This is a genomic window from Roseivirga sp. AWQ4_251, assembly GCF_056158225.1.
The window spans coordinates 1,229,628-1,255,875 of the sequence record NZ_JBSWSW010000002.1 but is presented as its reverse complement, the minus strand read 5'-3'; the positions used below and the strand labels follow the sequence as shown (position 1 = coordinate 1,255,875).

24 protein-coding genes are annotated in these 26,248 nt (G+C 40.4%); 16 read left to right on the top strand and 8 right to left on the bottom strand.

Annotation, left to right across the window (positions count from 1 at the left end; translation table 11 throughout):
* The first annotated feature begins 242 nt into the window (after positions 1-242).
* The 10 genes from ACXACJ_RS19515 (at position 243) to ACXACJ_RS19470 (ending at position 11,537) form a co-directional block, all read left to right on the top strand.
* A complete protein-coding gene (locus ACXACJ_RS19515) occupies positions 243-2,069 on the top strand; it encodes a tetratricopeptide repeat protein (RefSeq protein WP_475136103.1) in 1,827 nt (608 codons plus the stop codon).
* A 55-nt stretch (positions 2,070-2,124) separates the two neighbouring features.
* Positions 2,125-3,888: an AMP-dependent synthetase/ligase gene (locus tag ACXACJ_RS19510; RefSeq protein WP_475136102.1), complete on the top strand. Its 1,764-nt coding sequence runs from the start codon at positions 2,125-2,127 to the stop codon at positions 3,886-3,888.
* A 12-nt stretch (positions 3,889-3,900) separates the two neighbouring features.
* Positions 3,901-4,101 carry a hypothetical protein gene (locus ACXACJ_RS19505; RefSeq protein WP_475136101.1) on the top strand — a complete coding sequence of 67 codons (201 nt, stop codon included), beginning with the start codon at positions 3,901-3,903 and terminating at the stop codon, positions 4,099-4,101.
* Positions 4,102-4,268: 167 nt separating this feature from the next.
* Positions 4,269-4,703, top strand: a complete 435-nt coding sequence (locus ACXACJ_RS19500; RefSeq protein WP_475136100.1) for a MarR family winged helix-turn-helix transcriptional regulator — start codon at positions 4,269-4,271, stop codon at positions 4,701-4,703.
* 2 nt (positions 4,704-4,705) lie between these two features.
* Entirely contained in the window at positions 4,706-7,090 is a 2,385-nt protein-coding gene (locus tag ACXACJ_RS19495) for a 3-hydroxyacyl-CoA dehydrogenase/enoyl-CoA hydratase family protein (RefSeq protein ID WP_475136099.1), read from the top strand.
* A 43-nt stretch (positions 7,091-7,133) separates the two neighbouring features.
* Entirely contained in the window at positions 7,134-7,490 is a 357-nt protein-coding gene (locus ACXACJ_RS19490; protein ID WP_475136098.1) for a four helix bundle protein, read from the top strand.
* Between the two features lie 44 nt (positions 7,491-7,534).
* On the top strand, positions 7,535-8,710 hold the full coding sequence (locus ACXACJ_RS19485) for a thiolase family protein (RefSeq protein WP_475136097.1): 1,176 nt from the start codon (positions 7,535-7,537) through the stop codon (positions 8,708-8,710).
* Positions 8,711-8,756: 46 nt separating this feature from the next.
* A complete protein-coding gene (locus tag ACXACJ_RS19480; RefSeq protein ID WP_475136096.1) occupies positions 8,757-9,110 on the top strand; it encodes a four helix bundle protein in 354 nt (117 codons plus the stop codon).
* Between the two features lie 33 nt (positions 9,111-9,143).
* Complete coding sequence (locus ACXACJ_RS19475) at positions 9,144-10,952, top strand: acyl-CoA dehydrogenase family protein (RefSeq protein ID WP_475136095.1); 1,809 nt, start codon at positions 9,144-9,146, stop codon at positions 10,950-10,952.
* 279 nt (positions 10,953-11,231) lie between these two features.
* A complete protein-coding gene (locus ACXACJ_RS19470) occupies positions 11,232-11,537 on the top strand; it encodes a GIY-YIG nuclease family protein (RefSeq protein WP_475136094.1) in 306 nt (101 codons plus the stop codon).
* Positions 11,538-11,796: 259 nt separating this feature from the next.
* Here the strand turns inward: ACXACJ_RS19470 and ACXACJ_RS19465 are convergent, their stop codons facing one another.
* Positions 11,797-12,078 carry a hypothetical protein gene (locus ACXACJ_RS19465; RefSeq protein ID WP_475136093.1) on the bottom strand — a complete coding sequence of 94 codons (282 nt, stop codon included), beginning with the start codon at positions 12,076-12,078 and terminating at the stop codon, positions 11,797-11,799.
* 176 nt (positions 12,079-12,254) lie between these two features.
* Here ACXACJ_RS19465 and ACXACJ_RS19460 point away from each other — a divergent pair, with 176 nt between their 5' ends.
* On the top strand, positions 12,255-12,467 hold the full coding sequence (locus ACXACJ_RS19460) for a helix-turn-helix transcriptional regulator (RefSeq protein WP_475136092.1): 213 nt from the start codon (positions 12,255-12,257) through the stop codon (positions 12,465-12,467).
* Positions 12,468-12,613: 146 nt separating this feature from the next.
* Positions 12,614-12,988, top strand: coding sequence for a hypothetical protein (locus tag ACXACJ_RS19455; RefSeq protein ID WP_475136091.1), 375 nt, complete (start codon positions 12,614-12,616; stop codon positions 12,986-12,988).
* 132 nt (positions 12,989-13,120) lie between these two features.
* On the opposite strand, the gene ACXACJ_RS19450 is transcribed toward ACXACJ_RS19455, so the two are convergent.
* From ACXACJ_RS19450 to ACXACJ_RS19440, 3 genes are all read right to left on the bottom strand, one after another.
* Positions 13,121-13,486, bottom strand: coding sequence for a YccF domain-containing protein (locus ACXACJ_RS19450; protein ID WP_475136090.1), 366 nt, complete (start codon positions 13,484-13,486; stop codon positions 13,121-13,123).
* A gap of 16 nt (positions 13,487-13,502) precedes the next feature.
* On the bottom strand, positions 13,503-14,108 hold the full coding sequence (locus ACXACJ_RS19445) for a hypothetical protein (protein ID WP_475136089.1): 606 nt from the start codon (positions 14,106-14,108) through the stop codon (positions 13,503-13,505).
* A gap of 246 nt (positions 14,109-14,354) precedes the next feature.
* Positions 14,355-15,860, bottom strand: coding sequence for a beta-N-acetylhexosaminidase (locus ACXACJ_RS19440; RefSeq protein ID WP_475136088.1), 1,506 nt, complete (start codon positions 15,858-15,860; stop codon positions 14,355-14,357).
* A gap of 100 nt (positions 15,861-15,960) precedes the next feature.
* Between ACXACJ_RS19440 and ACXACJ_RS19435 the strand changes: the two genes are divergently transcribed.
* Positions 15,961-16,935, top strand: a complete 975-nt coding sequence (locus tag ACXACJ_RS19435; RefSeq protein ID WP_475136087.1) for an isoaspartyl peptidase/L-asparaginase family protein — start codon at positions 15,961-15,963, stop codon at positions 16,933-16,935.
* Here the strand turns inward: ACXACJ_RS19435 and ACXACJ_RS19430 are convergent.
* Both ACXACJ_RS19430 and ACXACJ_RS19425 read right to left on the bottom strand, forming a co-directional pair.
* Positions 16,932-18,170, bottom strand: a complete 1,239-nt coding sequence (locus ACXACJ_RS19430; protein ID WP_475136086.1) for a DUF418 domain-containing protein — start codon at positions 18,168-18,170, stop codon at positions 16,932-16,934. The two genes, ACXACJ_RS19435 and ACXACJ_RS19430, sit on opposite strands and share 4 nt — an antisense overlap.
* Before the next feature lie 39 nt (positions 18,171-18,209).
* Positions 18,210-18,536: a Rieske (2Fe-2S) protein gene (locus ACXACJ_RS19425; RefSeq protein ID WP_475136085.1), complete on the bottom strand. Its 327-nt coding sequence runs from the start codon at positions 18,534-18,536 to the stop codon at positions 18,210-18,212.
* A 255-nt stretch (positions 18,537-18,791) separates the two neighbouring features.
* On the opposite strand from ACXACJ_RS19425, the gene ACXACJ_RS19420 reads away from it, so the two are divergent.
* The 3 genes from ACXACJ_RS19420 to ACXACJ_RS19410 all read left to right on the top strand — a co-directional run bounded on the left by ACXACJ_RS19420 (position 18,792) and on the right by ACXACJ_RS19410 (position 24,351).
* A complete protein-coding gene (locus ACXACJ_RS19420) occupies positions 18,792-21,074 on the top strand; it encodes a TonB-dependent receptor domain-containing protein (protein ID WP_475136084.1) in 2,283 nt (760 codons plus the stop codon).
* 1 nt (position 21,075) lies between these two features.
* Entirely contained in the window at positions 21,076-21,663 is a 588-nt protein-coding gene (locus ACXACJ_RS19415; RefSeq protein ID WP_475136083.1) for a nitroreductase family protein, read from the top strand.
* 165 nt (positions 21,664-21,828) lie between these two features.
* The gene (locus ACXACJ_RS19410; RefSeq protein ID WP_475136082.1) at positions 21,829-24,351 is read left to right on the top strand and encodes a zinc-dependent metalloprotease; all 2,523 of its coding nucleotides are present in this window, start codon (positions 21,829-21,831) and stop codon (positions 24,349-24,351) included.
* 55 nt (positions 24,352-24,406) lie between these two features.
* On the opposite strand, the gene ACXACJ_RS19405 is transcribed toward ACXACJ_RS19410, so the two are convergent.
* Both ACXACJ_RS19405 and ACXACJ_RS19400 read right to left on the bottom strand, forming a co-directional pair.
* Positions 24,407-25,660 carry a pepsin/retropepsin-like aspartic protease family protein gene (locus tag ACXACJ_RS19405; RefSeq protein ID WP_475136081.1) on the bottom strand — a complete coding sequence of 418 codons (1,254 nt, stop codon included), beginning with the start codon at positions 25,658-25,660 and terminating at the stop codon, positions 24,407-24,409.
* Positions 25,661-25,754: 94 nt separating this feature from the next.
* Positions 25,755-26,192 carry an SRPBCC family protein gene (locus ACXACJ_RS19400; protein ID WP_475136080.1) on the bottom strand — a complete coding sequence of 146 codons (438 nt, stop codon included), beginning with the start codon at positions 26,190-26,192 and terminating at the stop codon, positions 25,755-25,757.
* Positions 26,193-26,248 lie beyond the last annotated feature (56 nt).

Below are 26,248 nucleotides of genomic sequence, written 5' to 3'. Positions count from 1 at the left end.
CGGCTACTTTTTATCCACAGTAATCAACATTTTTAGACATATTTTTTTAACTACCTAAAAATCAAAAGATTATAAGTTAATAACCTGTGGACAAACATTTTACTTTATACAAGTTTCCAACAAAACCGTATACTCAATGTGGGTACTCACGTTATACACATATCCACATTCCTAATAGATAATAATGATCTTTTATTAATTAACTACCTTTAGTTATTACCGTGTTGATAATGTTAATAAGTATGAGAAGGCTGTTCTTGGTTCAACTGATTTTATTATTCGTTTTAAATCTGCAGGCTCAGGTGAATGATCCCATTGCCTTGGCCAATGAATATTATAATCAGGGAGAACTTGAAAAGGCGATGAAGGAGTTTAAAAAGCTAGCGCGAAATAACGACTACATTCCGCGCATTCATGAAAACTACCTTAAGCTGATGATTACCCAACAGCTTTACAACGATGCTGAAAAGTACCTGGACAATATTATCAAAGACAATCCCGAAAACTTCTTATACAAAGTAGACTTGGGTAATTTGTTCAAAGCGCAGAGAATGGAAGATAAAGCCCAAAAGGTTTTTGAAGATGTAATTGCAGAGCAGGCCTTAATTGCAAAGGAAAAGGGAAGAACGAATGGCATTCGCTTATTGGCTCAGACTTTCTTCGAGAATAACTTGAGAGAACAAGCTTTGAATGCTTATCAACAAGGGAGAGATGCCATGCAAAGGCCAGACATGTTTTCTTTGGAATTGGCCAATGCCTACCGACTGATGAATCAGAAGGAATCTATGATTAAAGAGTACCTCATTTTTTCCAAATCACAGCCTCAAAATATCAACTACGTTAAAAACTCATTTCAACGCGTTCTGCTGGAGCCTGAAGATTTAGATACCCTAGAGATCACTTTGTATGATTACATTCAACAGGAGGCCGGAAATCCTATTTATAACGACCTTCTGGTTTGGACTCACCTACAGCAGAAAAATTTTTCCGCTGCCTTGCGGCAGGCTAGGGCTTTGGATAGGCGATTACAGAACGGAGGCCAGAACATTATGAACGTGGGTATCATCGCTTTTAGAAACGAAGATTACAAAACCGCTCAAAAGGCTTTCGATTATGTTCTGACTGACTTTGAAGACACTCCCAACAAGAGTATGGCTACCAAGTATATGCTGCTAGCGGAAGAAGAAGTCGTTAAAAATACCTATCCTGTAGATACCTTGGCTGTTCGAGATCTTATTGGAAAGTACGAAAACTACAAGGCCAATTCGCGAGACATTTTCAGCATTATGGATGCGGATAGAAGAATTGCCCTGATGCATGCTTTTCAACTCAATGAAATTTCACAAGCCATAGAAATTCTAGATTCATTGGTGAAAAAGCCTGTCGGCAAAAACAGAGTGGTGGCTGAAGCCAAAATGAATTTGGCGGATATTTATCTTCTCGATGGTCAACCATGGGAATCCATTTTACTCTATGCTCAAGTGGAGCGCATGTTTAAAGATGAGCCTTTGGGCTACGAAGCCAAACTAAAAAGCGCGAAACTCTCTTATTTCAAAGGAGAATTTGAATTGGCGCAAAGTCATTTGGATATTCTGAAATTGGCAACTTCCAGAGAAATTGCGAACGATGCGATAGATCTCAGCATTCTGATAAAGAACAATACCGTTTTTGATTCTACTGACATGGTGATGCAGGAATACGCCAATATTGAATTGATGCTTTTCCAAAATCAAAAAAGGGAAGCTATAGAAGCTTTAAATCAAATGGCCGTAAAATATCCTTCTCATTCCATTGTTGACGAAGTTTATTATCTGCTAGCCAAAACCCATCGCGAATTAGGCGAATTCAACGAAGCCATTACCGCTTTAAATAAAATTACAGAAGGCCATTATTTTGAAATTTTGGGCGATGACGCCCTCTTTTTAACAGGCGTTATTTATCAAGATGATTTGAAAAATAATGACAAGGCAATGGAAGTCTTCCTCAAGTTTATCAAGGATTTTAAGGGAAGTATTTTCGTTTCTGAAACGCGAAAAAGAATCAGGGAACTGCGCGGAGATTTTGGTTAAACCTTTACCGTTTTCTCTTTTTATTTAACTTGATTAGCGTTTAGCCTTTGGAATTATGAATAAACCCTCTCGATTATTCGATCTGCTGCCAGATCAACTGGAAAAGTACGACCTTGAAGTTTGTATGGCCGATAAATCTCAGGGCCATTGGCGCAAATACAGCACTAAAGAGGTGTTGGACATCGCCCTACGTTTATCCGCAGGTTTAATCCGAAAAGGAATTTTGCCTGGTGATAAAATTGCGATCATCAGCGAAAATAGATCGGAATGGAACTTTGTAGACATGGCTTGTCAGCAAATTGGCGCAATCAGTGTTCCTATTTATCCAACCATTACTGAAGATGATTACGCTTATATTTTCGAGCATTCGGAATCAAGAATGGTCTTTGTTTCTACTGAAGAGATTTACGAAAAGGCAAAATCGGCAAATGAAAAACTAAGCAATAGCATCGAGATTTTCACTTTCAACCAAGTAACCGAAGCCAGTCATTGGTCAGCTGCTTGTACGGAAGCTACCGAAACTGAAATTCTGGAAATTGAAAAGAGAAAGTCAGATATAGCGTCAGCGGATTTAGTTACCATTATTTACACTTCAGGAACCACCGGCCGACCAAAAGGCGTAATGTTGAGCCATAACAATATTATTTCTAATGCAATCGCAGTATCGGAAAGAGCACGTTATCAATTAGGAAAAGATCGTGTGTTAAGCTTTTTGCCATTGTGCCATATTTTTGAAAGAACTGCCATTTATTTCTATTACCAATTGGGCATTTCGATTTACTATGCCGAAAGTTTGGATACCATCAGCGAGAATTTGCAAGAAATTAAACCTCACGGTTTCAACACAGTTCCTCGCTTGATTGAAAAGGTTTATGACAAAATTCTAGACAAAGGTTATGCTCTTTCAGGCGTCAAAAAGCAGCTGTTTTTCTGGGCTGTTAATCTTGGATTGAAATACCAACCCGATCAAGACATGGGAGCTTTCTACAATTTTCAGCTGAAAATTGCCCGAAAGTTGATTTTTAGCAAATGGCAAGAAGCGCTTGGAGGAAACATTAGACATATCATTGTAGGCGCATCAGCACTTCAACCTAGATTAAAGCGAATTTTCTGGGCAGCAGATATCAAAGTGTTGGAGGGTTATGGCCTTACCGAAACTTCACCAGGTGTTGCAGTGGGTGTTCCAGAATCAGAAGAAGCCCAATTGGATTATGTAGGCCCTATTCTTACCGATGTTCAAGTGAAAATTGCTGAAGATGGGGAGATTTTAGTCAAAGGCCCGAATGTAATGATGGGTTACTTCAAAGATCAAGAGAAAAACGATGAAGTAATTCAAGATGGTTGGTTTCACACAGGCGACATTGGTGAATTGTCGGCTCAGAATTATCTGAAAATCACAGATCGAAAGAAAGAGATGTTCAAAACATCGGGCGGTAAATACATTGCTCCTCAAGTGATAGAAAATAAGCTTAAAGAATCGGTGTTGATAGAACAAGTGATGGTAATTGGCGAAAACCGAAAATTCCCTGCCGCCTTAATTGTCCCAAATCCTGATACGCTTAAAGCTTGGTGCGAAAGGCATAATGTAAATCCTTCAGACTCTGATTTGCTGCATAATGCTCAGGTTCTGGCCAAATTTCAAGAAGAAGTAAACAAAGCCAATCATGACTTTGGCCATTGGGAACAAATCAAGAAGTTCGAAATTCTACCCGACCAGTGGAGCATAGATTCGGGAGAACTCACCCCAACGCTTAAACTCAAGAGAAGAATTATTAAAGAAAAATTCGCTGATGTAATAGAGAAGATTTATGATGTGTAATATCTTCGGCCAATGGCAAAATCCTTCAATAATTTAAGAGTTGGCAAAACCTTTAAACTGGTAAACTTTTCAGAATCCTTCGAATTCGAAGTGCTGGAAATCATGGGCGATGGTGATTGCAAATTGAAGGATATTCACACCTTAGAATCATATTCTTTATTTGATTTAATCCGCTACGGGAAAGGTGACGATTTTGATATTTCAGAGCTTTAAAGCTTTCGAACCCCAAGCTCAGTTTTTCGTTATTCCTTTCGGAAGTTATTTTGTGATTCCTCTCTAAGCTTTCAGAGATGAATACTTCTTGCCTCGCAAATTTTTTCTGAAAAAAATAGTATGCATGCATAACAAATTTTCTTTAACTTGGTAATCCTTATAGGCTTATGAAGCGAGAAGAAACAGTAGACCATAATGTGAAAATGCTTTGGCATGCGATTTACAGAATGTACAATCAGCAAGCTGTTAAGCATGATATTACTACGTCCATTGGATTTGTGTTGCTCATTATCAATAGCAAAGAAGGAACACCCGCTACAAAAATTGCCCCTCTGATGGGTCTGGAATCGCGAAGCTTAACCCGAATGCTGAAAAGCATGGAAGAAAAGGGTTTTATATATCGCGAAAAGGACCCAAACGATGGCCGTTCCGTAAGGATTTTCTTAACGGACTTAGGCCGCAAAAAGCGTGAAATTTCAAGAGAAACCGTGCTTCGTTTTAATGAAGCCATTCAGCAATCGATTGAAATCGAAAAGCTGAATACATTTTTCGAAGTAATGGAACACATCAATACACTTATAGATAAAAAATCAATCTTCTAAAAATGAACAGAGCGATTAAAAAAGTTGCGGTATTAGGTTCAGGAGTTATGGGTTCGCGTATTGCGTGCCACTTCGCTAATATCGGTGTACAGGTATTGCTTCTGGATATTGTTCCACGGGATTTGCCCGAGGACAAAAAGTCAAATCCGGCTGCAAGAAATCAATTGGTCAATTCGGCTCTTCAAACAGCCCTCAGGTCAAAACCCTCCCCAGTCTACGATCAGGAATCTGCTAAGCTTATTTCTACAGGAAACTTCGAAGACGACATGTCTAAAATCAAGGATGTTGACTGGATCATTGAAGTAGTTGTGGAAAGATTGGACATTAAGAAAATAGTGTTTGATCAAGTAGAGAAACACCGCAAGCCGGGAACCCTCATCACTTCAAATACTTCTGGTATTCCAATGCACATGATGTGTGAAGGAAGAAGCGAAGATTTCCAGAAGAACTTCTGTGGTACTCACTTCTTTAATCCACCAAGGTATTTGAGGTTACTGGAAATTATTCCTGGCCCAAAATCCGATCCCGAAATCATTGATTTCTTGATGCATTATGGTGATTTGTACCTGGGCAAGGAAACCGTTCTTTGTAAAGATACTCCGGCCTTCATAGCCAACCGAATTGGTATTTACGCCATCATGTCGGCCATGCATACTATTGAAGATATGGGTTTGACGGTAGGAGAAGTTGATAGAATGACGGGGCCACTCATCGGCCGTGCAAAATCTGCCACTTTCAGAACTATGGATGTGGTTGGTTTAGACACTACCGTTAACGTAGCCAATAACCTTTATGCAGGTTTACCTAATGATAAGTCGAGAGATGCATTTAAGCTTCCTGGAATCGTGAGCAAAGTTCATGAGAAAGGTTGGTTTGGAGACAAATCAGGTCAAGGCTACTTCAAGAAGATAAAGGACGAGAATGGAAGAAGTGAAATTCTTGAGCTCGATCTTAAAACCATGGAATATGGTCCCAGAACAAGGGCCGATTTTAAAGCACTTGAAGCAGTTAAGGAGGAAGAAGATCTGAAAAAGAGAATTGTCAAGCTTGTCAATTTCGATGACAAGGCTGGCGAGTTCTATAGAAGAACCTTCTTCGATACTTTCAAATACATCACTTACCGAATCCCTGAAATTTCAGATGAACTCTATCGAATAGATCAGGCCGTTTGTGCAGGATTTGCTTGGAAAATGGGACCCTTCGATACCTGGGATTTACTCGGTGTCAAAAAAGTGGTGGAACAAATGCAGAGCATGGATCTGAAACCTGCAGACTGGGTTTATGAAATGCTCAATGCCGGAAATGACTCTTTCTATAAAATTGAAAACGGCATTAAGAAATACTACGATGTTCCTTCCAAATCATACAAAACCATTCCGGGTACGGAAGATTTGGTGATTCTGGAGAACATTCGTGAAACCCACAAAGTCTGGGGCAATGCCGGTTCATCTTTGTTCGACATTGGTGATGGAGTGCTTTGTCTGGAATTCCATACCAAAATGAACGCCATTGGACAGGAAATCATCGAAGGAATTGAAACGGCAATTTCCATGGCCGAGAAGGACTATAAGGGTCTGGTGATTGGAAATGAAGGAGATAACTTCTCTGCCGGAGCCAACCTGGCCATGCTGTTTATGTTCGCGGGAGATCAGGAATTTGACGAAGTCAACCTTATGGTGGCTCAGTTCCAGAACACGATGAAACGAGCCAAATTCTCATCTATTCCGGTTGTTGCTGCTCCTGCAGGACTGGCACTTGGCGGTGGGTGCGAACTTTCTCTTCATTGCGATGCTATTCAGGCACATGCCGAAACCTATATCGGGTTGGTAGAAGTGGGTGTTGGACTGATTCCTGGTGGAGGAGGAACCAAAGAGCTTACCTTGAGGGTGGCAGATTCAATTACAGAAGGAGACCCCGAGTTGAACAGACTTCAGGAAGCCTTTATGAATATAGCTACGGCCAAAGTAGCCACATCTGCTGAAGAAGCGCGTGCCATGCATATTCTTCGACCTTCAGATGAAATTACGCTTAATAGAAAACGCCTTTTAACAGACGCTAAGGCTAAGGTACTAGAACTCTACGAAGCGGGTTATACGCAGCCTGTGGAAAGAAAAGATGTGAAAGTCCACGGAAGAGTAGGCTTAGCCAATTTCGAAGCAGGGATCAATGGAATGCTGCTTGGAAACTACATTTCTGAGCACGATGCCAAGATTGCCAAGAAACTCGCATGGATCATGTGCGGTGGAGACCTCACCATTCCTCAGGAAGTGTCAGAGCAGTATCTGCTAGATCTGGAACGGCAAATGTTTGTCGAGTTGACAGCTGAGCCGAAGACTTTAGAGAGAATCCATTCGATTCTTTTCAAAGGCAAACCACTTCGAAACTAGATCTTAGACTTGAGAATTCAGACAACAGATTTCAGATAGAGCAATGCATAATTTCAAAGAATTGAAGGTGTGGCAAAGAACAAGGGTGCTTGTAAAGCAGGTGTACTTGTTAACCGCTGAATTGCCTAATTCTGAGAAATACAATTTGCGCTCTCAAATGGAGTCATGTTCTGTATCAATAATGTCTACCATTGCTGAAGGATCTGGTAGAGGCTCGGATATCGATTTCGCTAGATTTTTGGATATGTCATTAGGTTCGGCCCATGAGCTTGAAAGTCAATTAATAGTTTCATTCGATCTGGGTTATATATCTGAAGATACTCTGGAACAGTTTTCTTCTGAATTGTCCGAAATACAAAGGATGATTGTTGCATTAATTAAAAAACTAAGAAACAACTAGTCTGACATCTAAAATCTGATGTCTGACATCTAAAATCTAAATATATGGATGCTTATATAGTTGCAGGATATAGAACAGCAGTAGGACGTGGAAAGCGCAGTGTTTTAAAAAGCGTACGTCCAGACGACATGGCTGCTGATGTAATAAAACATTTGGTTTCCAAAATTGAAGGATTCGATCCAGCAAGGGTTGATGACCTGATCGTTGGAAATGCAGTTCCGGAAGCTGAACAAGGCATGCAAATGGGTCGAATGATCTCATTGCTTTCTTTGCCAATCGGTGTTCCGGGAATGATTGTGAACCGCTACTGCGGCTCTGGTCTGGAAGCCATTGCTTTGGCTTCTGCCCGAATTCATGCCGGTACAGCCGACTGTATTATTGCAGGTGGAACTGAGTCTATGAGCATGGTGCCAATTATGGGCTACAAAACGGCTCTGAACTACAAACTCGCTACCGAGCACAAGGACTATTATTTGAATATGGGACTTACAGCTGAACAAGTGGCTAAGGAATTCAATATCACCAGAGAAGAGGCCGACCAGTTCGCACTGGAGTCGCATCAAAAAGCTATCAAAGCTCAGGAAGCTGGCCTGTTTGATGATGAGATCGTACCGATTCAAGTAACAGAGAAGTTTGTAGGTGCTTCCGGTAAAATGGCCGAGAAGTCATACACCGTAGATAAAGACGAAGGACCAAGAGCAGATACCTCGATGGATGTTTTGGCCGGTCTGAAACCTGTTTTCGCCATGGGTGGACAGGTAACAGCCGGTAACTCTTCTCCTGTTTCTGACGGAGCTTCATTTGTGATGGTGATGTCTGAGAAAATGGTCAAAGAGTTGAAATTGGAGCCGATCGCCCGAATGGTGACTTATACAGCCATGGGTGTTCACCCTAGAATTATGGGAATTGGACCTGTAGAAGCGGTGCCGAAAGCCTTAAAGCAAGCTGGCTTAAAACAGTCTGATTTAGATCTGATTGAGTTGAATGAAGCCTTTGCTGCACAATCTTTGGCTGTTATTAAAGAACTGGACTTCGATCGAAGTAAACTGAACGTAAATGGAGGTGCAATTGCACTGGGTCACCCACTAGGATGCTCTGGAGCCAAGCTTTCTGTTCAGCTGTTCAATGAAATGAGAAGACGTAAGTCGAAGTACGGAATGGTAACCGCTTGTGTCGGTGGAGGCCAGGGTGTTGCGGGGATTTATGAGTTTTTGAATTAGATCGTATGGCGTACTGCGAAGTGCGTATTTCGATGAACACATAAACATGCACAATTATAAAGAACTGAAGGTATGGCAATTGTCGATGGAGATTGCTCAAACAATTTATCAATTGACAAATACATTTCCTTCTGAAGAAAAATTTGGACTTGTTTCACAGCTTAGAAGAGCCGCTGTTTCGGTGGCATCGAACATAGCTGAAGGGGCAGGAGGAAACTCTCCAAAAGAGTTTAATCAGTTTTTGGGAATCGCTAATGGTTCGGTTTGTGAAGTAGAAACACAACTGATTTTAGCTCAAAGACTGAAAATGTTTGAAAGCAATGAAGAACTAGAAGTACTCTTCGATCAGCTCGATCATCTTTTGAAGATGATGTTCAATCTAAAGAACAAAATCAGCTAGTCGGAATACGCACTTCGCAATACGAATTACAATATGTCATCAGTAGCAGAAACCAAAAGCATCAAAGGCGGTGAGTTCATCGTCAGAGAAACAGAAGCACAAGAAGTCTTTATTCCGGAAGAGTTTTCTGAGGAGCAAAAGATGATGGCACAAGCGTGCCAGGACTTTATCGATACAGAGATCGCACCAAATGCCGCTCGAATCGATTCAATGAAAGAACCGGAACTGGTTCCGAATATTTTTAAGAAGGCCGGTGAGCTGGGTCTTTTGGGAATTTCAGTGCCTGAGGAATATGGTGGAATGGGAATGAGTTTCAACACCTCCATGCTCATGGCTGATATCATTGGTGCAGCAGGATCTTTCTCCACAACCTATGGAGCCCATACGGGTATCGGCACACTACCGATTCTGTACTATGGAACCGAAGACCAAAAACAAAAATACCTGCCGAAACTGGCTACTGGCGAATGGGCAGCCTGTTATTGTCTGACAGAGCCGGATGCAGGGTCTGATGCGAACTCAGGTAAAACCAAGGCAGTACTTTCAGCTGATGGAAGCCACTACAAAATTACCGGTCAGAAAATGTGGATTTCCAATGCGGGATTTGCAGACCTGTTTATTGTCTTCGCGAAAATTGAAGACGACAAAAACCTCACCGCCTTCATTGTGGAGAAAACTTTCGGTGGAATCTCCATGAATGAGGAAGAGAAGAAGATGGGGATCAAAGGCTCATCTACTCGTCAAGTATTCTTTAACGACTGTGAGGTTCCTGCTGAAAATATGCTTTCGGAAAGAGGCAATGGATTCAAGATTGCGGTTAACATTCTGAACATCGGTCGTGTGAAATTGGGTGCTGGAGTTTTGGGCGGATGTAGAACCGTTATTTCCCAGGCTACTAACTATGCCAATGAGCGCAAGCAGTTTGGCGTGGCCATCTCCAACTTCGGAGCCATAAAGGGTAAATTGGCCGAAATGGCTACCAGAACTTATGTGACCGAATCACTGGACTATCGTGCCGGACAAAATATTGAAGACAAAATCAATGACCTGATTGCGGATGGCATGGACGATGCCCAGGCCAAGCTGAAAGGCGTGGAACAATTTGCCATTGAGTGTGCCATTGCCAAAATCCACAGCTCTGAAGTGCTGGACTATGTAGTAGACGAAGGTGTTCAGGTTTATGGAGGTATGGGCTTTTCGGCAGAGGCTCCAATGGAAAGAGCCTATCGTGATGCCCGTATTGCCCGAATCTATGAGGGTACCAACGAAATCAACCGTATGTTGATGGTAGGCATGCTCCTCAAACGTGCTATGAAAGGCGAAGTAGATATTTACGGACCGGCCATGGCTGTTTCTAAAGAACTGACTTCAGTCCCAACTTTCTCCACCATCGATAAGTCTGTGCTTTTTGCCGGTGAGAAAGAAGTGATCAAGAACCTGAAGAAGGTATTCCTGATGGTGGGCGGAAAAGCAGCTATGGCATTACAGGATAAAATCGAAGACGAGCAGGAAGTAATGATGAACCTGGCCGATATTCTGATTGAAATCTACGCTTGTGAATCAGCCATGCTGAGAACGGAAAAACTGGTAAGCCAAAGAGGTGAAGAAGCCTGCAAAGATTACATCGCCATGACACAGATTTACATGTCTCAGGCCGTAGAAAAAATCAATGCGGCTGCCAAAGAAGCCATCGGTTCATTCACTAAAGGTGATGAGCAAAAAGTAATGCTTATGGGTCTGAAGAGATTCACCAAAATGGATTTGGTGAACGTGAAAGAACTCCGCAGACAAGTAGCTGAAACCATGATCGCCAAAGGCAAGTATCCTTATTTCTTCGGGTAACGAAGGTTATATTAGAAAGCTATTCCCGTCCCGATAGCTATCGGGAGGAATCTCCATACAATAAGGAAACAAGAAGCCAACTCAGTCCTGAATCCCGATGCCTCGGGACGGGAGGGTTGGCTTTTTTCATGTTGCCCGTCATTCTGAGGGAGGCACGACCGAAAGAATCTGTTTGTTGATGGCGGTGCACCTAGTGGACAGATTTTTTCGGCCCCGAATACTCGGGGCGCTCAGAATGACGTGCTAGACCATACTCTGGCAATATGCTTATATTGAGTAATGAGGCACGCAAAAGGAGGTTCAGTTTACATACTGACAAATAAGAACAAGACCACACTATACACAGGGGTTACTTCGGATTTAGGTTCCAGGTTGAGGGAACATCTTACAGGAGTTTACCCAAAGAGTTTTACAGCCAGGTATAACTTGAAACTTCTTGTTTATATAGAACACTTTTGCTCAATCGAGGAGGCTATTCAAAGAGAAAAGGCAATAAAGGGTAAGACAAGAATCAATAAAGAAAAGCTAATCAATTCAGTGAATCCTAACTGGGATGATCTTTCAGAAGAAGTTTTGAGCTGGTAAACACTCAACTTTACCGTCATTCTGAGGGAAAGAATTTCTCCTTAGAGAAATAATTGACCGAAAGAATCTGTTTGTTGAAGGCAGTGCACCAATCTGACAGATTCTTTCGGTTTTCTTCGTACCTCCGAAACACTCAGAATGACGGGTTACCCAAACTGCTCTATTTAAATCCCCCTCCCAAACGGAGCAAAAGCCAACCCAATCCTGATCATTCGGGAGGGTTGACTTTCTTGATAAACAGAACAGCATTAGTATAACTCTACTTCATGGTATTCAATGAATGATACATTGAATTGGCAATTAAATAAAGCCCTACCTCATCACCCCAACGTACATTAGTTGCCTTATCCAGACCTTTGACATACACACGTACCCAGGCATCTGGAGCGTCTGGCGAGTCGTATCCCATCAGGGTGCGGATCACTTTAACAAAATCAGGGTAAAACTCCACATCGATACCTACGGCTTTAAGACCGGCAGCAAACTGATGATACTTCAAATCTTGCTTGATGAGGTGAAGGGCAAGGGCTTTTTTATCCATGTTTTTTGCGCAAGAGTGTTATTAAATTTCTTCAAATGTAAATTAATTATCGTAAAACACAATATTAAGTTCGTAAAACGATGAATTTATTGTGTTAAACATCAAAGTAAATAACCTTTGAGGCAAATGATAATTGCGTATTTTGCCAATTAGTTGGTGCACAACGATGATTTATTATGGCAAACAAACGCGTTTACAATCGCATTAAGGCCGTTTTGGCCGAAAAGGGAAAAACCAATAACTGGCTTTCAGAGCAAACAGGGAAGAACATCACCACCGTTTCGCGATGGTGCACGAATGATATGCAACCCACCATGGAAACACTTTTTTTAATAGCCGAAGTACTGGATGTGGATGTAAGACAGCTGCTGGTAAGCACAAGATTATAACAGCGTTTTCCTCTTGAACGCTTTCTAAGGATCTTTCTCCATGGTTTTTGCTATGTTTGAATTAATCTTTGCGTTCTATTCAGCAATTATAGAACAAAAATGTAATCATTTGATTTTATTTGCAAATAAATGAGAACAATATATTGATGAATTCGGTAAATGATCGTTTGGAGCTACTGATGAAGCATTTTGATTTAACAGTAAACTCACTGGCAAAAAAGTTGAATTTTAGTCGTACGGCTATTCATAATATAGTTTCCGAAAATGGAAGGCGCACTTCTCCGAGCCATGACTTTTACGTGAAGTTGAAAGAATCATATGAGAACATTAACCTAAATTGGCTAGTTACCGGTGAAGGAGAAATGTTGATTGGTAGTCAATTACCTCTTGCAGAGGATGCAATGGCCATTTATAAAAACATTAAATCAGAAAATACTGATTTATATCTAGCCTTAAATAGCCTTCAGCAAGAGCTACATTCCTTAAAAGAACGCGTTGAGCGTTTGGAACAGAAAGATTGATCACTTTTCGTAAGTAAATAAGCGACTCTAGATATTTTATTTTTCAATTTGACCTTTGTTGCAATTTGCAACACTCTTAAAAGGTGAGTTGAAAGACCTACTTTATTAAAGTCGATTAAATCCAAAAGAGAACTAAATCCCCCTCCCAAACGGAGCAAATGCTAAACCCGCTAGTTTAAAGTGCTGTAGGCCAAATGGGAGACCGATAATGGTAATGGAAAAAAGAATTCCCCAAAAAAGGTGAGTGAGGAAGATCCAGAAGCCGCCAAAGATAATCCAGATGATATTGAGAGGGAGAAAGAGACAGCCTCCGGTAACGGAACCTGGTTTTACCTCTTGGCCAAAAGGAGCAAAGCCTAAAATAGCGAGTTTAAAGCATTGAATTCCCCAAGGAATACCCACAATGGTCATGCAAAGCGCAATGCCACCCAAAATATATTCCAGTGCAATCATCCATCCACCGAAGACGATCCAAATAATGTTTCCTAATAATCTCATCTTTCTGATTTTTCAGCTAAATATCCTTAAACGAAACCACTTCTAGCGTTTGCGCATTTAGCTCGAAAACGGTGCTTAATTCATCAGTATGATTGAGCAAGTACGTGTGGAGGTAGAATATGGAGTTTCCGTTGAAGTCTAAATGATAAGCCGAAAGATTGAAATCGGATAACCTTTCGTTAGCAGATAAAATATGGTCAGAAAAAAGCTGTTGCTGCAGACGATATTCTTCTGGCAATGCCATATTTCGGCTTTTTAGATTTTGAGCCAAAGCTTTGTCGAGCCGAACATTTTCTGAAATTACTTCATCCAATAAATCAACGGGAACGTCATTTTCTGAAGATGAAAATCGATCAAGAATATCACTCTGATAAGCAATCGCATATTTTAGAGCAATATTCATTTTGGCCTTTACGGTATCTTGAACTGCCAAAACAGAAGCTGCCATTTGCATATCGGACATCAAAAAACCGTTGTCTATTTTCTGAAAGCTCACAGAATAGTAGTTTACATCGCCATCTAAATGTTCCAGTAAAAAATATCGGATTTCATCGCGATAGGTTTCTTCGGTATGTTCCTTCGCACATGCGCTCAGTACGAAAACGAGCAATGTGCTATACACAAAAAATTGGACAGACTTTTTTTGACTTATGACCTTTGGATTTTGAACGAACTAAGTTAGAAAGAAAACCTTGCTAAAAATAAAAGGAGCACCAGGGTGCTCCTTTAAAATACTCCATTCAAAATTTTTGGTTGCTCTTAGTCTTTCAAATTATTCTGGCTTGTATGCATTGATGTTTCTTGCATTCAGAATTTCATATTGCTTTTTCATTTTCTCCTGAAAACGGGCCCAGTCTTTAGTTTCGGGTTAAGTCCATACGGTTTCTGAAAGCGCCAACATTCTTGGGAAAACCATGTATTCTACATAATCTGTGGTTTTCATATACTCTGTCCAAACATTGGCTTGGGCACCTAAAACGTGTTTGGCCTTGTCGGCCGAAAGTTCTTCAGGAACTGGCTCATAGGTATAAACATCTTCCAAAGTAGTAAAACCGCCAATAGCCAGAGGTTGAGTTTTTGGATCGGCTTGATAATGGTCGAAATAACAAACGTCATTCGGAGTCATAATCACATCATGGCCTTGTTCTGCGGCTTCAATTCCACCTTTTTCTCCTCTCCACGACATTACCGTAGCTTCAGGAGCCAAACCTCCTTCAAGAATTTCGTCCCAACCAATTAGTTTACGGCCTTTGCTCATCAAGAATTTTTCGATGCGTCTGATAAAGTAACTCTGCAGTTCGAATTCATCTTTCAAGCCTTCGCGTTTGATCACCTGCTGAGCAAATTTGCTTTTCTCCCAAGCGTCTTTTGGTGCTTCATCACCTCCAATATGAATGTATTCACTAGGGAAAAGTCCGATTACTTCGGTAAGTACATCTTCCAAAAATTTGAAAGTTTCTTCGCTTGGGCAATAAATGTCTGAAGTTACACCCCACTTGGTGTATACTTCGAATGGGCCAGGCGTACAACCTAATTCAGGATAAGCTGCAAGCGCAGCCACACTATGGCCAGGCATTTCAATTTCAGGAATTACAGTAATATGCCTTTGGGAAGCATAAGCCACAATTTCACGAATTTGATCTTGAGTATAAAAGCCTCCGTAAGGAGTTCCATCGCCTACATAAGGGTCAAAGTTTTTCTCCACGATAGTTTCTTTTCTAATGCTTCCGATTTCCGTAAGCTTTGGATATTTCTTGATTTCAATTCGCCAGCCTTGGTCTTCGGTAAGGTGCCAATGGAAGGTATTCATTTTATAAAGCGCCATCATATCTAGGTACTTTTTAATGAATTCTACTGGAAAGAAATGGCGACAAACATCAAGATGCATTCCACGATAACCGAAACGAGGCTCATCGGTAATGGTCATTTGATTGATTTTTAGTGCCTCAGCCTTAAGTGGCAACAATTGAATCAATGACTGAACTCCATAAAAAAGACCAGCTCCTTGGTTGGCGTTAATCGTTACGCCAGCGTCATCGGCCACCAACTGGTAAGCTTCTTTGTTTTGCGATTCAATATTGGTTTTATGAAGCACCAAATTATTCTCTTCTGCAGCCTTATCGCTAACGGTGGCGTTCCAGTTTAGCTGAGTCAAATATTCCTTCAAATAGTTCGCAACCTGAATTTCTTCTCTTGTAGTGGCTACAATGTTTAGGTCTTTGGTTAAAACCGTGGTTTTTTGGTCGCTTAGCTTAATGTTTTGAGGTTGAGGAACAATTTCTGCGTTGGTTACCGCTAAATCTTTGTAAGGGTCGTTTTGGCAAGACATGTAAAGAAAAGCTGCCAAACAGAGTAGAATAAGGTGTTTTTTCATGAGGGGAATATATTGCAAATGTGCCGAATATAAAATGCTTTGATCTATGGTTGGGAAAAGCCCAACTCAATTCTTTAAATTCCGCAAACTTTTTGACCAAATGAGTAATCGCAGAAAATTTATCAAATCAGGATTATTAGGAGGCCTAGCAGTGTCTACAGGAAGTATGGCCACAATAGCTTGTGCCAAACAAACCGGTGTAGTTCAAAAACCTATTGTAATTTCTACTTGGAACCATGGCATGGCGGCTAATGCCGGTGCATGGAATGTTCTTTCTAAAGGTGGAAAAGCCGTTGATGCCGTGGAACAAGGCGTAATGGTAACAGAAGCCGACCCCGATAATGCTACCGTAGGAATTGGTGGTTTTCCTGATCGCGATGGATTTGTAACGCTGGATGCTTGTATCATGGATCATAATGAAAACTGCGGTTCTGTGGCTTTCTTACAAGATTTTGTTCATCCTATTTCTGTGGCTAGAAAAGTGATGGACGATACTCCTCACGTAATGTTGGTAGGAGAAGGCGCAAAGCAATTTGCTTTGGAAAAGGGCTTTAAGGAAGAAAACTTATTGACTCCAAAGTCGGAAGCCGCTTGGAAAAAGTGGTTGGAAAATCAGGAATACAAACCTAAAATCAATGTTGAAAACCACGATACCATCGGTATGTTGGCTTTAGATGAAGACGGTGATCTTTCGGGAGCCTGTACAACGAGTGGTGCTGCTTGGAAAATGCATGGCCGAGTAGGAGACTCGCCAATTATTGGTGCGGGATTATATGTAGATAATGAAATAGGAGCTGCCACGGCTACAGGTTTGGGTGAGTTCGTGATTAAAATTTGCGGTTCACACATGATTGTAGAATTGATGCGCCAAGGCTACCCACCAATGGAAGCTTGTAAAGAAGCGGTTGAGCGAATCATCAGAAAATATCAGAATAACTATATGGATTTGCAGGTAGGATTTTTGGCCTTGAGCAAGTCTGGCGAATACGGAGCATATTCCATCCATAAAGGGTTTAACTACGCGGTAAAAAGCAACGCTCAAGACGAATTGATCGATGCTACCGCAGCGGTTTAAGAAGGTTTTCTGATAGGTAAAAACCGACCGTAGCTTAAAGAACGCCATATCCATTCCATTGGGCCAAAACGGAAAATTTTAAGCCAAATGGCGGAAAACAGAATCAGAAAAATCCATAGGCCGAAAACGACAACCGCTTGTGCTGAACGGTCTAGGTCGCCAAAAAGGCCTAGTCCGTGGCCATAGAAAATATAAGAACAAATAATGGATTGCAGTATATAGTTGGTCAACGACATTTGGCCAACTTGCGCAATTCGTTTGGGTATAAAACCTCGGGTTGAAATTTTGCAAAGCATCAAAATCACACCCATATAACCGATAGCCATCAGTAAACTTCCCCAATAGTTTAATTGAGAATAGTAGAAATAGCTTTTCTCAAAATCCCAACCGTCTTTAAAATCTAGAATAACGCCTACAACCACCAAAGGCAAGCCAATGCCCAAGCCATAAACAATCATTTTTCCGTAGAATTTTCTGGATTGCTTTAAGGTAAAAACCCCCTTCTTATAAAAGAACATGCCAATGAGCATAAGGCCGCTTACACGCCAAAATGTGGTAAAAAGAAAGGTATAGGTCTGCCTTTGAAAAGCATCGGGAAAACGTTTTAGCATTTGCCTTTCCCAAACGCTGGTGTAAAAACCTATTTCTTCAGAAATGCTTTCTCTGTTAGGATGCCAAATTTCTGACCTTAAAGTTTCAAACTGTTCGGGCTCCCAACGGGAAATGATAAAGCCAAAAACTAAATATGAAATTGAACCCAATGCAAAAAGTAAGAGTCCAATTCTTAGCAAATTCTCTTTCTTTTTACTTCGAAGCATAAACATAAGGAAACCGCAAATGGCGAATGCAGAAAGAATATCGCGATACCAAATGAGGTAAGCATGCAAAAGCCCAATTACCAAAAGCCAGAAAAGCCTGCGATACTGAAGTTCGCTCGATCTAAGATGTTCTTTTCGTGCTTTGTGCGATAGCATGATTATGCTGGCTCCAAACATCATGGAAAATATATCGACAAATTTGCCTTGGCCAAGAATATGGCTAATGAGCCAAACGTAAAGATCGATTCCGCTTAGTTTTTCGTAAGAAGTTGGGTTTACCATGGCCGAAGCCGGCATGGCATAGCTTTGAATAGTTACGGCCAATATGCCCAGCAAGGCTATTCCCCTAAGAATATCAATGGAAATAACCCTTTTTGTAGAGATTGTAGGGCTTAAAATGTTTGTATTGGCTACCACTTAGGTTGAAAAATAGTCAATTAGTTTTTAAAGAGAAAATCATTCATTTAAACCTAAAAAAAATCCGTCATCTCTGCTTTCTAGTTGATGAATTCTAAGATCATTTGTTCTTTGCTCACCTTCAGTGCCGTTTTTCAGACAATATCTATAGCCATGCAAAGGGCAAATGATTTCATTCTGATAATTGATTTTTCCTTCCAACAACGAATGTTTGGCGTGCGGACAAAGGTGATCGAAAGCATGCAAGTTGCCGTTGTGCTGAACCAGACAGATTTTTCTTTCGCCAATTTTCACCAAGCCTCGGCCATGCTCATCAAGTCTTTTCAAAAGGTCATTTTTAGTTTCAGCGAGTTTGTAATGTTTCATAAATCGGTTCTGGAGTAATTAATCGGAACGTATTGAATAAACCCTTCAACCACAAAATTGATATGGATTTGTAGAGGAAGTTATGAAGGTACTTATATCCGTTTATAACCAGCTATAAAATTTAGGCATCTTCTTTTTTTAAAATCAGGATGAAAAAGACGTTAAAGGCTGATATTTGAACTTTCATCCGTTTAGTCGATGAAGAGACACAAATTCTGTCTGCACTAATTTCTCCAATCCATGGTTAACACCACAATGTCAACGCAACGCAATTTTCTCTGTTTACTCCTTTTGTTTTTTTCGGCCCTGTCAGGCCCAACGGTTTTTGGGCAAACTCAATCTGGCGTTATTCTTCTCGATCAAAATTCCAGCCCAGTTTCAGGAGCGAGCGTAAAGATCAGTGGTAACGCTGATGGTCAAATAAGCAACGATCGTGGAATGGCCGTTTTCAATATTGATCAAGAAGTTGCCCTCATTATTTCACATGTGAGTTTTAAAAGCACACAGATTATTCTTTCACCAGGCCAGTGGCAAACCATTACGCTTGAACCGCTAACTACGGAATTGAATGCCGTAGAAGTGGAGGGTTTTTTGGGAAATACGGATTTAAGTGAGCAAGCGGGAGCCATTTCCGTATTAACTCCTGCAAAACTGAAGGCCTATGATCCCACATCTTTGGTTCAATCGGTAAACTCGTTGCCCGGAATTCGCTTTGAAGAAAGAGCTGCGGCCAGCTACCGAATTTCGATTCGTGGAAGCTCGGTTCGGTCACCTTTTGGGGTCAGAAATGTAAAAGTGTATTGGAATGGTGTTCCATTTACCGAACCAGGCGGAAATACATTTATGAACTTATTGGACATGACCAACATTTCGAATATTGAAATCATAAAAGGGCCAGCAAGTAGTATTTATGGAGCAGGAACAGGTGGAGTGATTAAGTTGAAAAGTACTCAACCGGGAGAACTTCAAAATGCCATTCAGCTTTCCAATATGGTGGGCTCGTATGGCTTGGTAAAGAGTGATTTGGAATTGAACCAAATGAACAGCCAAAGCAGCATTACGGTAAAAGCTTCGAGACAGAAGGCCGATGGTTACCGCGAGCACAACGCTATGGATCGAAAAAATCTTGAGATGGATGTTCTCTTTTTTCCAAGCACCAAACAAACCGTTTCAGCCTCATTACTCTATTCCGATTTGTTCTATGAAATCCCAGGAGCTCTAAATCCAGAACAAAGAGCTGAAAACAGAAAGCAATCGCGTCCCGGAAGTATCGACAAAAACGCTTCTATCGACAATCAATATTGGCTGGTAAAACTTGGTAATGACCTAGAATGGGGCCAAGGCTGGCAAGGAAAGCTGTCGGTTTTTGCTTCTAAAATGAATTTCGAAAACCCTTTCAATCTCGATTATAAACGTGATAAACAGAATATTTATGGGGGCAGGCTCGAAATGAAGAAGGATTTCAGCTTATTAAAAAATGAAGCCGATTTTGTTTTCGGGGCAGAGTTTCAAGACTCGAATTACAACGGTAAAAATTTCGGCAACAAAATGGGCGAAGCCGATACCATCAATTTCGAAGATCAAATCGATTCTAAACAGTCCATACTCTTCGCTTCATTGAATATCGAACCCCTGCATAACCTGTTTGTAACGGCTGGTGTAAGCAGAAACGCTTTGAATTACGACATCGATCGGATAGTAGATAAGGTGAACAATAACCCCCAACGTTTTAACAAGGAGTTTGAAACCGTTTGGTCGCCAAGGGTATCTGTTTCTCGAAAACTCAACGAGAATTTTTCGGTTCACTTTAGCGTTTCTGAAGGTTTTTCTCCCCCAACCACTACCGAAGTTAGAACCAATGAAGGCAGCATCAATCGAGATATTCAACCAGAAAAAGGCATTAATTACGAATGGAATTTAAGAGGAAAACTTCTTCAATCGAGATTGTCGTTCGATTTGGCCGTGTTCCGTTTAGACCTTAAGGAATCAATTTCGTCTTACACCAATTCGGATGGCGTTGTGTTATTCAGAAATGCTGGACAAAACCAGCAAGAAGGAGTGGAGGCGCAGGTTTCCGCAGATTTGATCAATAATCCAGAAGGTAGAATTAAGCGATTCAATACCACGATTGCTTACACTTTCCATGACTTCATCTATAAAAATTACATAAACGATGGAGATGATTTTTCAGGAAATGCGCTTCCCGGAACAGCACAAAATGTGGCCAACGTAGGTTTTCATTTCGACTTTAAAAGTGGTTTGGCCATGCATATCACATACCACTATTCCGATGTAATTCCTCTTAATGATGCCAATACGGTTTACTCTCGTCCATACAACCTATGGAACTTAAAATACAATTATGGTTTCGATGTAAACGATCAATTGAACATGAGCCTTTTTGCTGGCTTGAATAATTTATTCGATGTGGATTATAGCTTAGGCAACGATTTAAATGCTTTCGGTAATCGCTATTTTCAGCCGGCTCCAGGCCGTAATTTTCTCTTCGGACTTAAAATCAAATTTAACTATAAGTAATATGAACCTTTCAGTTGAACAAGTTAACGAACTGATCAAAAATAGAAGATCGATATTTCCCAATATGTATTCAGGCGAAGTTGTGGATGACACTATCATTCGCCAGATGTTAGAAAATGCGAATTGGGCGCCAACCCATAAGTTTACAGAACCTTGGCGGTTTGTGGTTTTCAAAGGTGAAGGCCTTAAGAAACTTGCTGACTTTCAAGCTAACTTATACAAAGAGCTTTCTACTAAGGCTGGAAATTTCAACGAAAAAACTTTTGAAAAACTGGCAAGCAAACCCTTAATGGCATCACACATTATTGCCATCGGTTTGAAACGAAACGAAGTTGTGCCAGAATTCGAAGAAGTTTCTGCCGTTGCCATGGCCGTTCAAAACATGTATTTAACGGCAACTGCTTATGGAATTGGCTGCTATTGGGGTTCTGGAGGAATTACACATAAGCCAGAGGCCAATGAGTTTTTTGGACTAGAGAAGAACGATCAACTGCTAGGGTTTCTGTATATCGGTACACCTACAGGCGATAAATTACCGAAAGGCCTAAGAAAACCAATTGAAGATAAGGTGACTTGGATAATTGATTAAATTCGGCATTAAAACCCAATTTTCTTTTGAACGAAGGGCTAGACTAACAGTTTATTTTTATGTTTTTCCTTTCATAAATATCACATGCCTTTCAAGTAATAAGCGACTAAGGCCTGAAAAAATGGCCTTAGTTTAACTTTCTATTAAACTATTTACTATAACGGAATGAAAATGAATTTTAAATCTCCGCAAAGGTCAGTTTTAACCTTAGCGACACTCATTTTTCTTTTGGTGGGTGTAACGGACAACACTTTTGCGCAAAGGCGTAAGAAAAAAGATGAAAAGAAAACGGAAGCTACTAAACCAGCAACTCCAGCGAAACCAAAAACAAAAAAAGGTGAGCCAAAACCTTATGACGAGGTAATTACTAAAGATGCCGAAACAGACGAAGGTTTGTTCGCTGTGCATAAGATTGACGATAAGTACTTCTTCGAAATCCCTAACGATTTATTGGGAAGAGACATGCTTATGGTTTCTAGAATTGCCAAAACTGCTTCAGGAATTGGCTTCGGTGGTGGAAAAACCGGTACCGATATGTTGAGATGGGAAAGAGTGAACAACAAAATTTTGTTGAGAATCATTTCTACTACTATCACAGCAGCTAACTCTTTGCCAATTAGCGAGGCAGTTAAGAATTCGAACCTTGAGCCAATTATGGCCGCTTTCGATATTCAAGCTATTTCTAAAGATTCAACTGGCGTAGTAATCGATGCTACTTCTTTGTTGACCAGTGATGTTAAGCCTTTGGGTCTTCCTAACAGAAACAGAACTCAGTACAGAGTTACAAGATTGGATAACGACCGTTCTTATGTAACCAGAGTGAGCAGCTACCCAGAAAACATTGAGTTGAGACACGTAAAAACTTACTTGGCGGGCAATTCTCCTTCAGCAAGTGATGACGGTTCTATTACTATTGAAATGAGCAACTCTATGATTCTTTTGCCTGAAGTACCAATGGAAAGAAGGCTTTATGACGAAAGAGTGGGTTGGTTTGCAAGAGGTACAACCGATTACGGTTTAACTGCTCAGCAGTCTAAAACAGTTACTTATCTTGACAGATGGAGACTTGAGGTTAAAGATGAAGACATTGAGAAATTCAAAAGAGGTGAGCTTGTAGTTCCTAAAAAGCAAATTGTATACTACATCGATAGAGCTACTCCAAAGCAATGGGTTCAGGCAATTAAAGATGGTATTGAAGATTGGCAAGTAGCTTTTGAGGCTGCTGGTTTCAAAGAAGCCATTATTGCAAAAGAAGCACCAAGCCCAGAGGAAGATCCAGATTGGAGCCCAGAAGATGTAAGATATTCTGTAGTTCGTTATTTGGCTTCTCCAATTCCAAACGCGAACGGACCTCACGTAAGTGATCCTCGTTCAGGTGAAATTTTGGAAAGTGATATCAACTGGTACCACAACGTAATGTCTTTGTTGAGAAGATGGTTCTTCGTTCAAACTGCTGCGATTAACCCAGATGCTCAGCGTCCAGAATTTGACGATGCAGTAATGTCTCGTTTGATTCGTTTCGTTTCTTCGCACGAAGTGGGCCACACCTTAGGTTTGCCACACAACTTCGGTTCAAGTGTTGCTTATCCTGTAGATTCTTTGCGTTCAGCTTCATTTACTCAGAAAATGGGTACTGCTCCTTCAATTATGGACTATGCTCGTTTCAACTACATTGCTCAACCAGGTGACGAAGGCGTTGCTTTAATGCCAAACATCGGTATCTACGATAAGTACGCTATTGCTTGGGGTTATAGACCAATTTTGGATGCTAAAACTCCAGAAGAAGAACTCCCTACTTTGAGAAAGTGGATTGAAGATAAAAAAGGAAATCCTTTGTACAGATACGGTCGTCAAGGCAACAACAATGACTATACCGCTCAAAGCGAAGATTTAGGTGACGATGCTATGAAGGCAAGTAACTATGGTATCAACAACCTGAAGACTATTATGAAGAGCCTTAAGAAATGGACATATGTTCCTGGTTCTGATTATTCTGAATTGGAAGAAATGTATGGCGAAGTTCAAGCACAATTCAACCGTTACATGGGCCATGTAGGCCGTTATGTTGGTGGTGTAAAAGAAGATTACAAAACTGTTGATCAAGAAGGTGCCGTTTACACACCAGCTCCAAAAGCCAAGCAAAAAGAAGCAGTCCAGTTCTTGAACGATCAGCTTTTCAACACGCCAAAATGGATGATGGACAAAGAAATTTTGAACAGACTTCAAGATTATGGTGCTGTTGAGACCATGAGATCGATGCAGGTAAACACCTTAAATTCTCTTCTAGAATGGAGAAAGCTTGGCAGAGTTATCGAAAACCAAACATTGAATGGTTCTGAGGCTTACGGATTATTAGACCTTTTTGCCGATATTAGAAATGGTATTTGGTCTGAGCTTTCAGGAGGAAAAACTATAGATACATACAGAAGAAATCTTCAGAGAGCGCACATTGAAAAGCTTGAAGAACTAATGACCGAAGAGATGGATCCTGTTCCTTCTCAATTTAGAGCATATTTTGGTCCTGGAATCGATGCAAGCCAATCAGATATCAGACCTGTGGTAAGAGCTGAGCTTAAAACACTTCAATCAAGAATTAAGGCTGCTATTCCAAGAACTTCAGACAGAATGTCTAAAATTCACTTGGAAGATGCGCTTCAAAGAGTAAATGACATTCTTGATCCTAAATAATAGATCGAGCAAAGTCAGAAATAAAGAAGGTGGTCAATTGACCACCTTTTCTTTTTTATAAGATCTTAGAGTGCTTCAGTTTTACCTGAATAAGTTCTTGCCCTTCCCTTCTAATAATTAGATTTAGTCGATTTCCAGGTGCTTTTTTCAGAATTTCATTTACTTCTGATAAATCGAAAAAGAAGGCTGGGCTACCATTAAGAGCGATAACTTCATCTCCAATTTCTAAGCCCGCTTTTTCTGCAGGCGAGTTTGGGATAATATCATTAATAAAATAAGAGTTGAGCTGTTCTCCATGGGCTAGAACATTCATGCCTATGGTATTGAATTTAAAAGGCTCATGATAATGTGTATTAGGCTTTAGGTACATAAAGCCATTATTGTAATCGAAAATAACGTGAAAGCGGGAGAAAATATCAGCTCCAATAGTACCGTATCGTATTTGCCTTCCTGACTTTAATTTTGAATTATTATTTCCAATGTACCAGTCTATTGGGTAGGAGGTTAAGATTTTTTTGAACTTATATTTACCAAGTTTGATTTTTTTTAATCTACCCACTTTTCCATTGATCACTCCAGCAATTCCTCTGCCGACAACATGCTCAACTGTTCGATCAGGGAGAACCACATCATCGTTATTGTCTGCGTCTAGAAAAATAGCACTGCTTGCCCCGGTGTCTACCAATAGTTTTACATCGATTGGCTCTTCACCTTTTTGTTTGATGTGGACATTTACAAATGGCCTAAAATTTTCGATTGAAATCGGGATTCTTTTATAACCCTTTGGGACTTTGAAGCGATTGGGCTTGTGAAGTGTAACTTTGGTTTGTGTGTAATCGATTTCCACGATAAATCGATTAAAAATTTCAGAGCCTAAAATACCATCTGCTGATATGCCCAATACATTTTCTATATCAACAAAGTTTTCTTGAAGCACCAGCATGGACTGATCCTTTGCTTTAACACCAGAAAAATGAATGTTAATGTTATTGGCAACCCAAATGTCGGTAACTTTTTGGCCAGAGGGCGAAAAGATTGGAATGGTTCGCGCATTGACTAAGTTATGCTCTCCAATAATAAGTTTATCGAAGATCATCCCGGATTCCGAACCCGTATCCAGTATAAAATTGAAAGGCCCTTCTCCATTGACCTTAATGGGAATGAGCATAAGATTGCTCTCATTCTTAAAGGTCAATTCTACTTTGTTCGCATGGTTTTCAAGATCAAAACCTAGTGGGTTTTGTCCGTGCGTTTTCATTTGAAATACCAATGCAGCAATAAGTATGATATATCTTTTGTGAGCAATCATGTGAGCAGAGTTATGCAGATATACGGAAAAGAACGTAAATGGATAACATCCCAATCAAAGTAAACCCTTACATAATATGTTTTTGTGTTAATTATTATTGACGAAATAGTCTTCTGTAAACTGGCTTTCGATATAAGAATTGTAAGAATAATAAGGGAGAAACTAAAATGGTCAAAAACAAATTATGAGATTCAAATCTTATCTCATCAATAATTAAAGTTTCATTATTATTTGAAATAATACTATGAGTATGATTCCACTTTTTTAAGAAAAAGGGCAGTTCCTTCCCTTCATCAACAAACACAAATCGATCCTTTTCAAAATGGCTTTCTATGATTTCACTTGTCCATAGTTGCTTGAATAAAATGAAGTTTAGCCTTAGCGATACGATGTCACCTTTTTCTGAGCCATCGAACCTTAGCAGTTCAAGTTTTGGAAAAGGAGGGCTTAATGCTTTGAAGAGTGATTCATCAAATCCGTGATAAACTGAAGTGAAGCTTTGCTCAACTTGAGTTGTGAATTTTAATCTCATATGCCCATAACTTTAAGTATGTCACATTGTTGCTAAATCATAGCGTTTGGAACTAC

What these genes read in the sequence shown, in the direction of transcription:
- ACXACJ_RS19495 (WP_475136099.1), top strand. Translation starts at nt 4,706, where the DNA reads ATGAACAGAGCGATTAAAAAAGTTGCGGTATTAGGTTCAGGAGTTATG.
- ACXACJ_RS19485 (WP_475136097.1), top strand. Translation starts at nt 7,535, where the DNA reads ATGGATGCTTATATAGTTGCAGGATATAGAACAGCAGTAGGACGTGGA.
- ACXACJ_RS19515 (WP_475136103.1), top strand. Translation starts at nt 243, where the DNA reads ATGAGAAGGCTGTTCTTGGTTCAACTGATTTTATTATTCGTTTTAAAT.
- ACXACJ_RS19440 (WP_475136088.1), bottom strand. Translation starts at nt 15,860, where the DNA reads ATGAAAAAACACCTTATTCTACTCTGTTTGGCAGCTTTTCTTTACATG.
- ACXACJ_RS19405 (WP_475136081.1), bottom strand. Translation starts at nt 25,660, where the DNA reads ATGATTGCTCACAAAAGATATATCATACTTATTGCTGCATTGGTATTT.
- ACXACJ_RS19480 (WP_475136096.1), top strand. Translation starts at nt 8,757, where the DNA reads ATGCACAATTATAAAGAACTGAAGGTATGGCAATTGTCGATGGAGATT.
- ACXACJ_RS19470 (WP_475136094.1), top strand. Translation starts at nt 11,232, where the DNA reads ATGAGGCACGCAAAAGGAGGTTCAGTTTACATACTGACAAATAAGAAC.
- ACXACJ_RS19400 (WP_475136080.1), bottom strand. Translation starts at nt 26,192, where the DNA reads ATGAGATTAAAATTCACAACTCAAGTTGAGCAAAGCTTCACTTCAGTT.
- ACXACJ_RS19465 (WP_475136093.1), bottom strand. Translation starts at nt 12,078, where the DNA reads ATGGATAAAAAAGCCCTTGCCCTTCACCTCATCAAGCAAGATTTGAAG.
- ACXACJ_RS19415 (WP_475136083.1), top strand. Translation starts at nt 21,076, where the DNA reads ATGAACCTTTCAGTTGAACAAGTTAACGAACTGATCAAAAATAGAAGA.
- ACXACJ_RS19490 (WP_475136098.1), top strand. Translation starts at nt 7,134, where the DNA reads ATGCATAATTTCAAAGAATTGAAGGTGTGGCAAAGAACAAGGGTGCTT.
- ACXACJ_RS19455 (WP_475136091.1), top strand. Translation starts at nt 12,614, where the DNA reads ATGAATTCGGTAAATGATCGTTTGGAGCTACTGATGAAGCATTTTGAT.
- ACXACJ_RS19460 (WP_475136092.1), top strand. Translation starts at nt 12,255, where the DNA reads ATGGCAAACAAACGCGTTTACAATCGCATTAAGGCCGTTTTGGCCGAA.
- ACXACJ_RS19510 (WP_475136102.1), top strand. Translation starts at nt 2,125, where the DNA reads ATGAATAAACCCTCTCGATTATTCGATCTGCTGCCAGATCAACTGGAA.
- ACXACJ_RS19410 (WP_475136082.1), top strand. Translation starts at nt 21,829, where the DNA reads ATGAAAATGAATTTTAAATCTCCGCAAAGGTCAGTTTTAACCTTAGCG.
- ACXACJ_RS19475 (WP_475136095.1), top strand. Translation starts at nt 9,144, where the DNA reads ATGTCATCAGTAGCAGAAACCAAAAGCATCAAAGGCGGTGAGTTCATC.
- ACXACJ_RS19435 (WP_475136087.1), top strand. Translation starts at nt 15,961, where the DNA reads ATGAGTAATCGCAGAAAATTTATCAAATCAGGATTATTAGGAGGCCTA.
- ACXACJ_RS19425 (WP_475136085.1), bottom strand. Translation starts at nt 18,536, where the DNA reads ATGAAACATTACAAACTCGCTGAAACTAAAAATGACCTTTTGAAAAGA.
- ACXACJ_RS19500 (WP_475136100.1), top strand. Translation starts at nt 4,269, where the DNA reads ATGAAGCGAGAAGAAACAGTAGACCATAATGTGAAAATGCTTTGGCAT.
- ACXACJ_RS19420 (WP_475136084.1), top strand. Translation starts at nt 18,792, where the DNA reads ATGTCAACGCAACGCAATTTTCTCTGTTTACTCCTTTTGTTTTTTTCG.
- ACXACJ_RS19505 (WP_475136101.1), top strand. Translation starts at nt 3,901, where the DNA reads ATGGCAAAATCCTTCAATAATTTAAGAGTTGGCAAAACCTTTAAACTG.
- ACXACJ_RS19450 (WP_475136090.1), bottom strand. Translation starts at nt 13,486, where the DNA reads ATGAGATTATTAGGAAACATTATTTGGATCGTCTTCGGTGGATGGATG.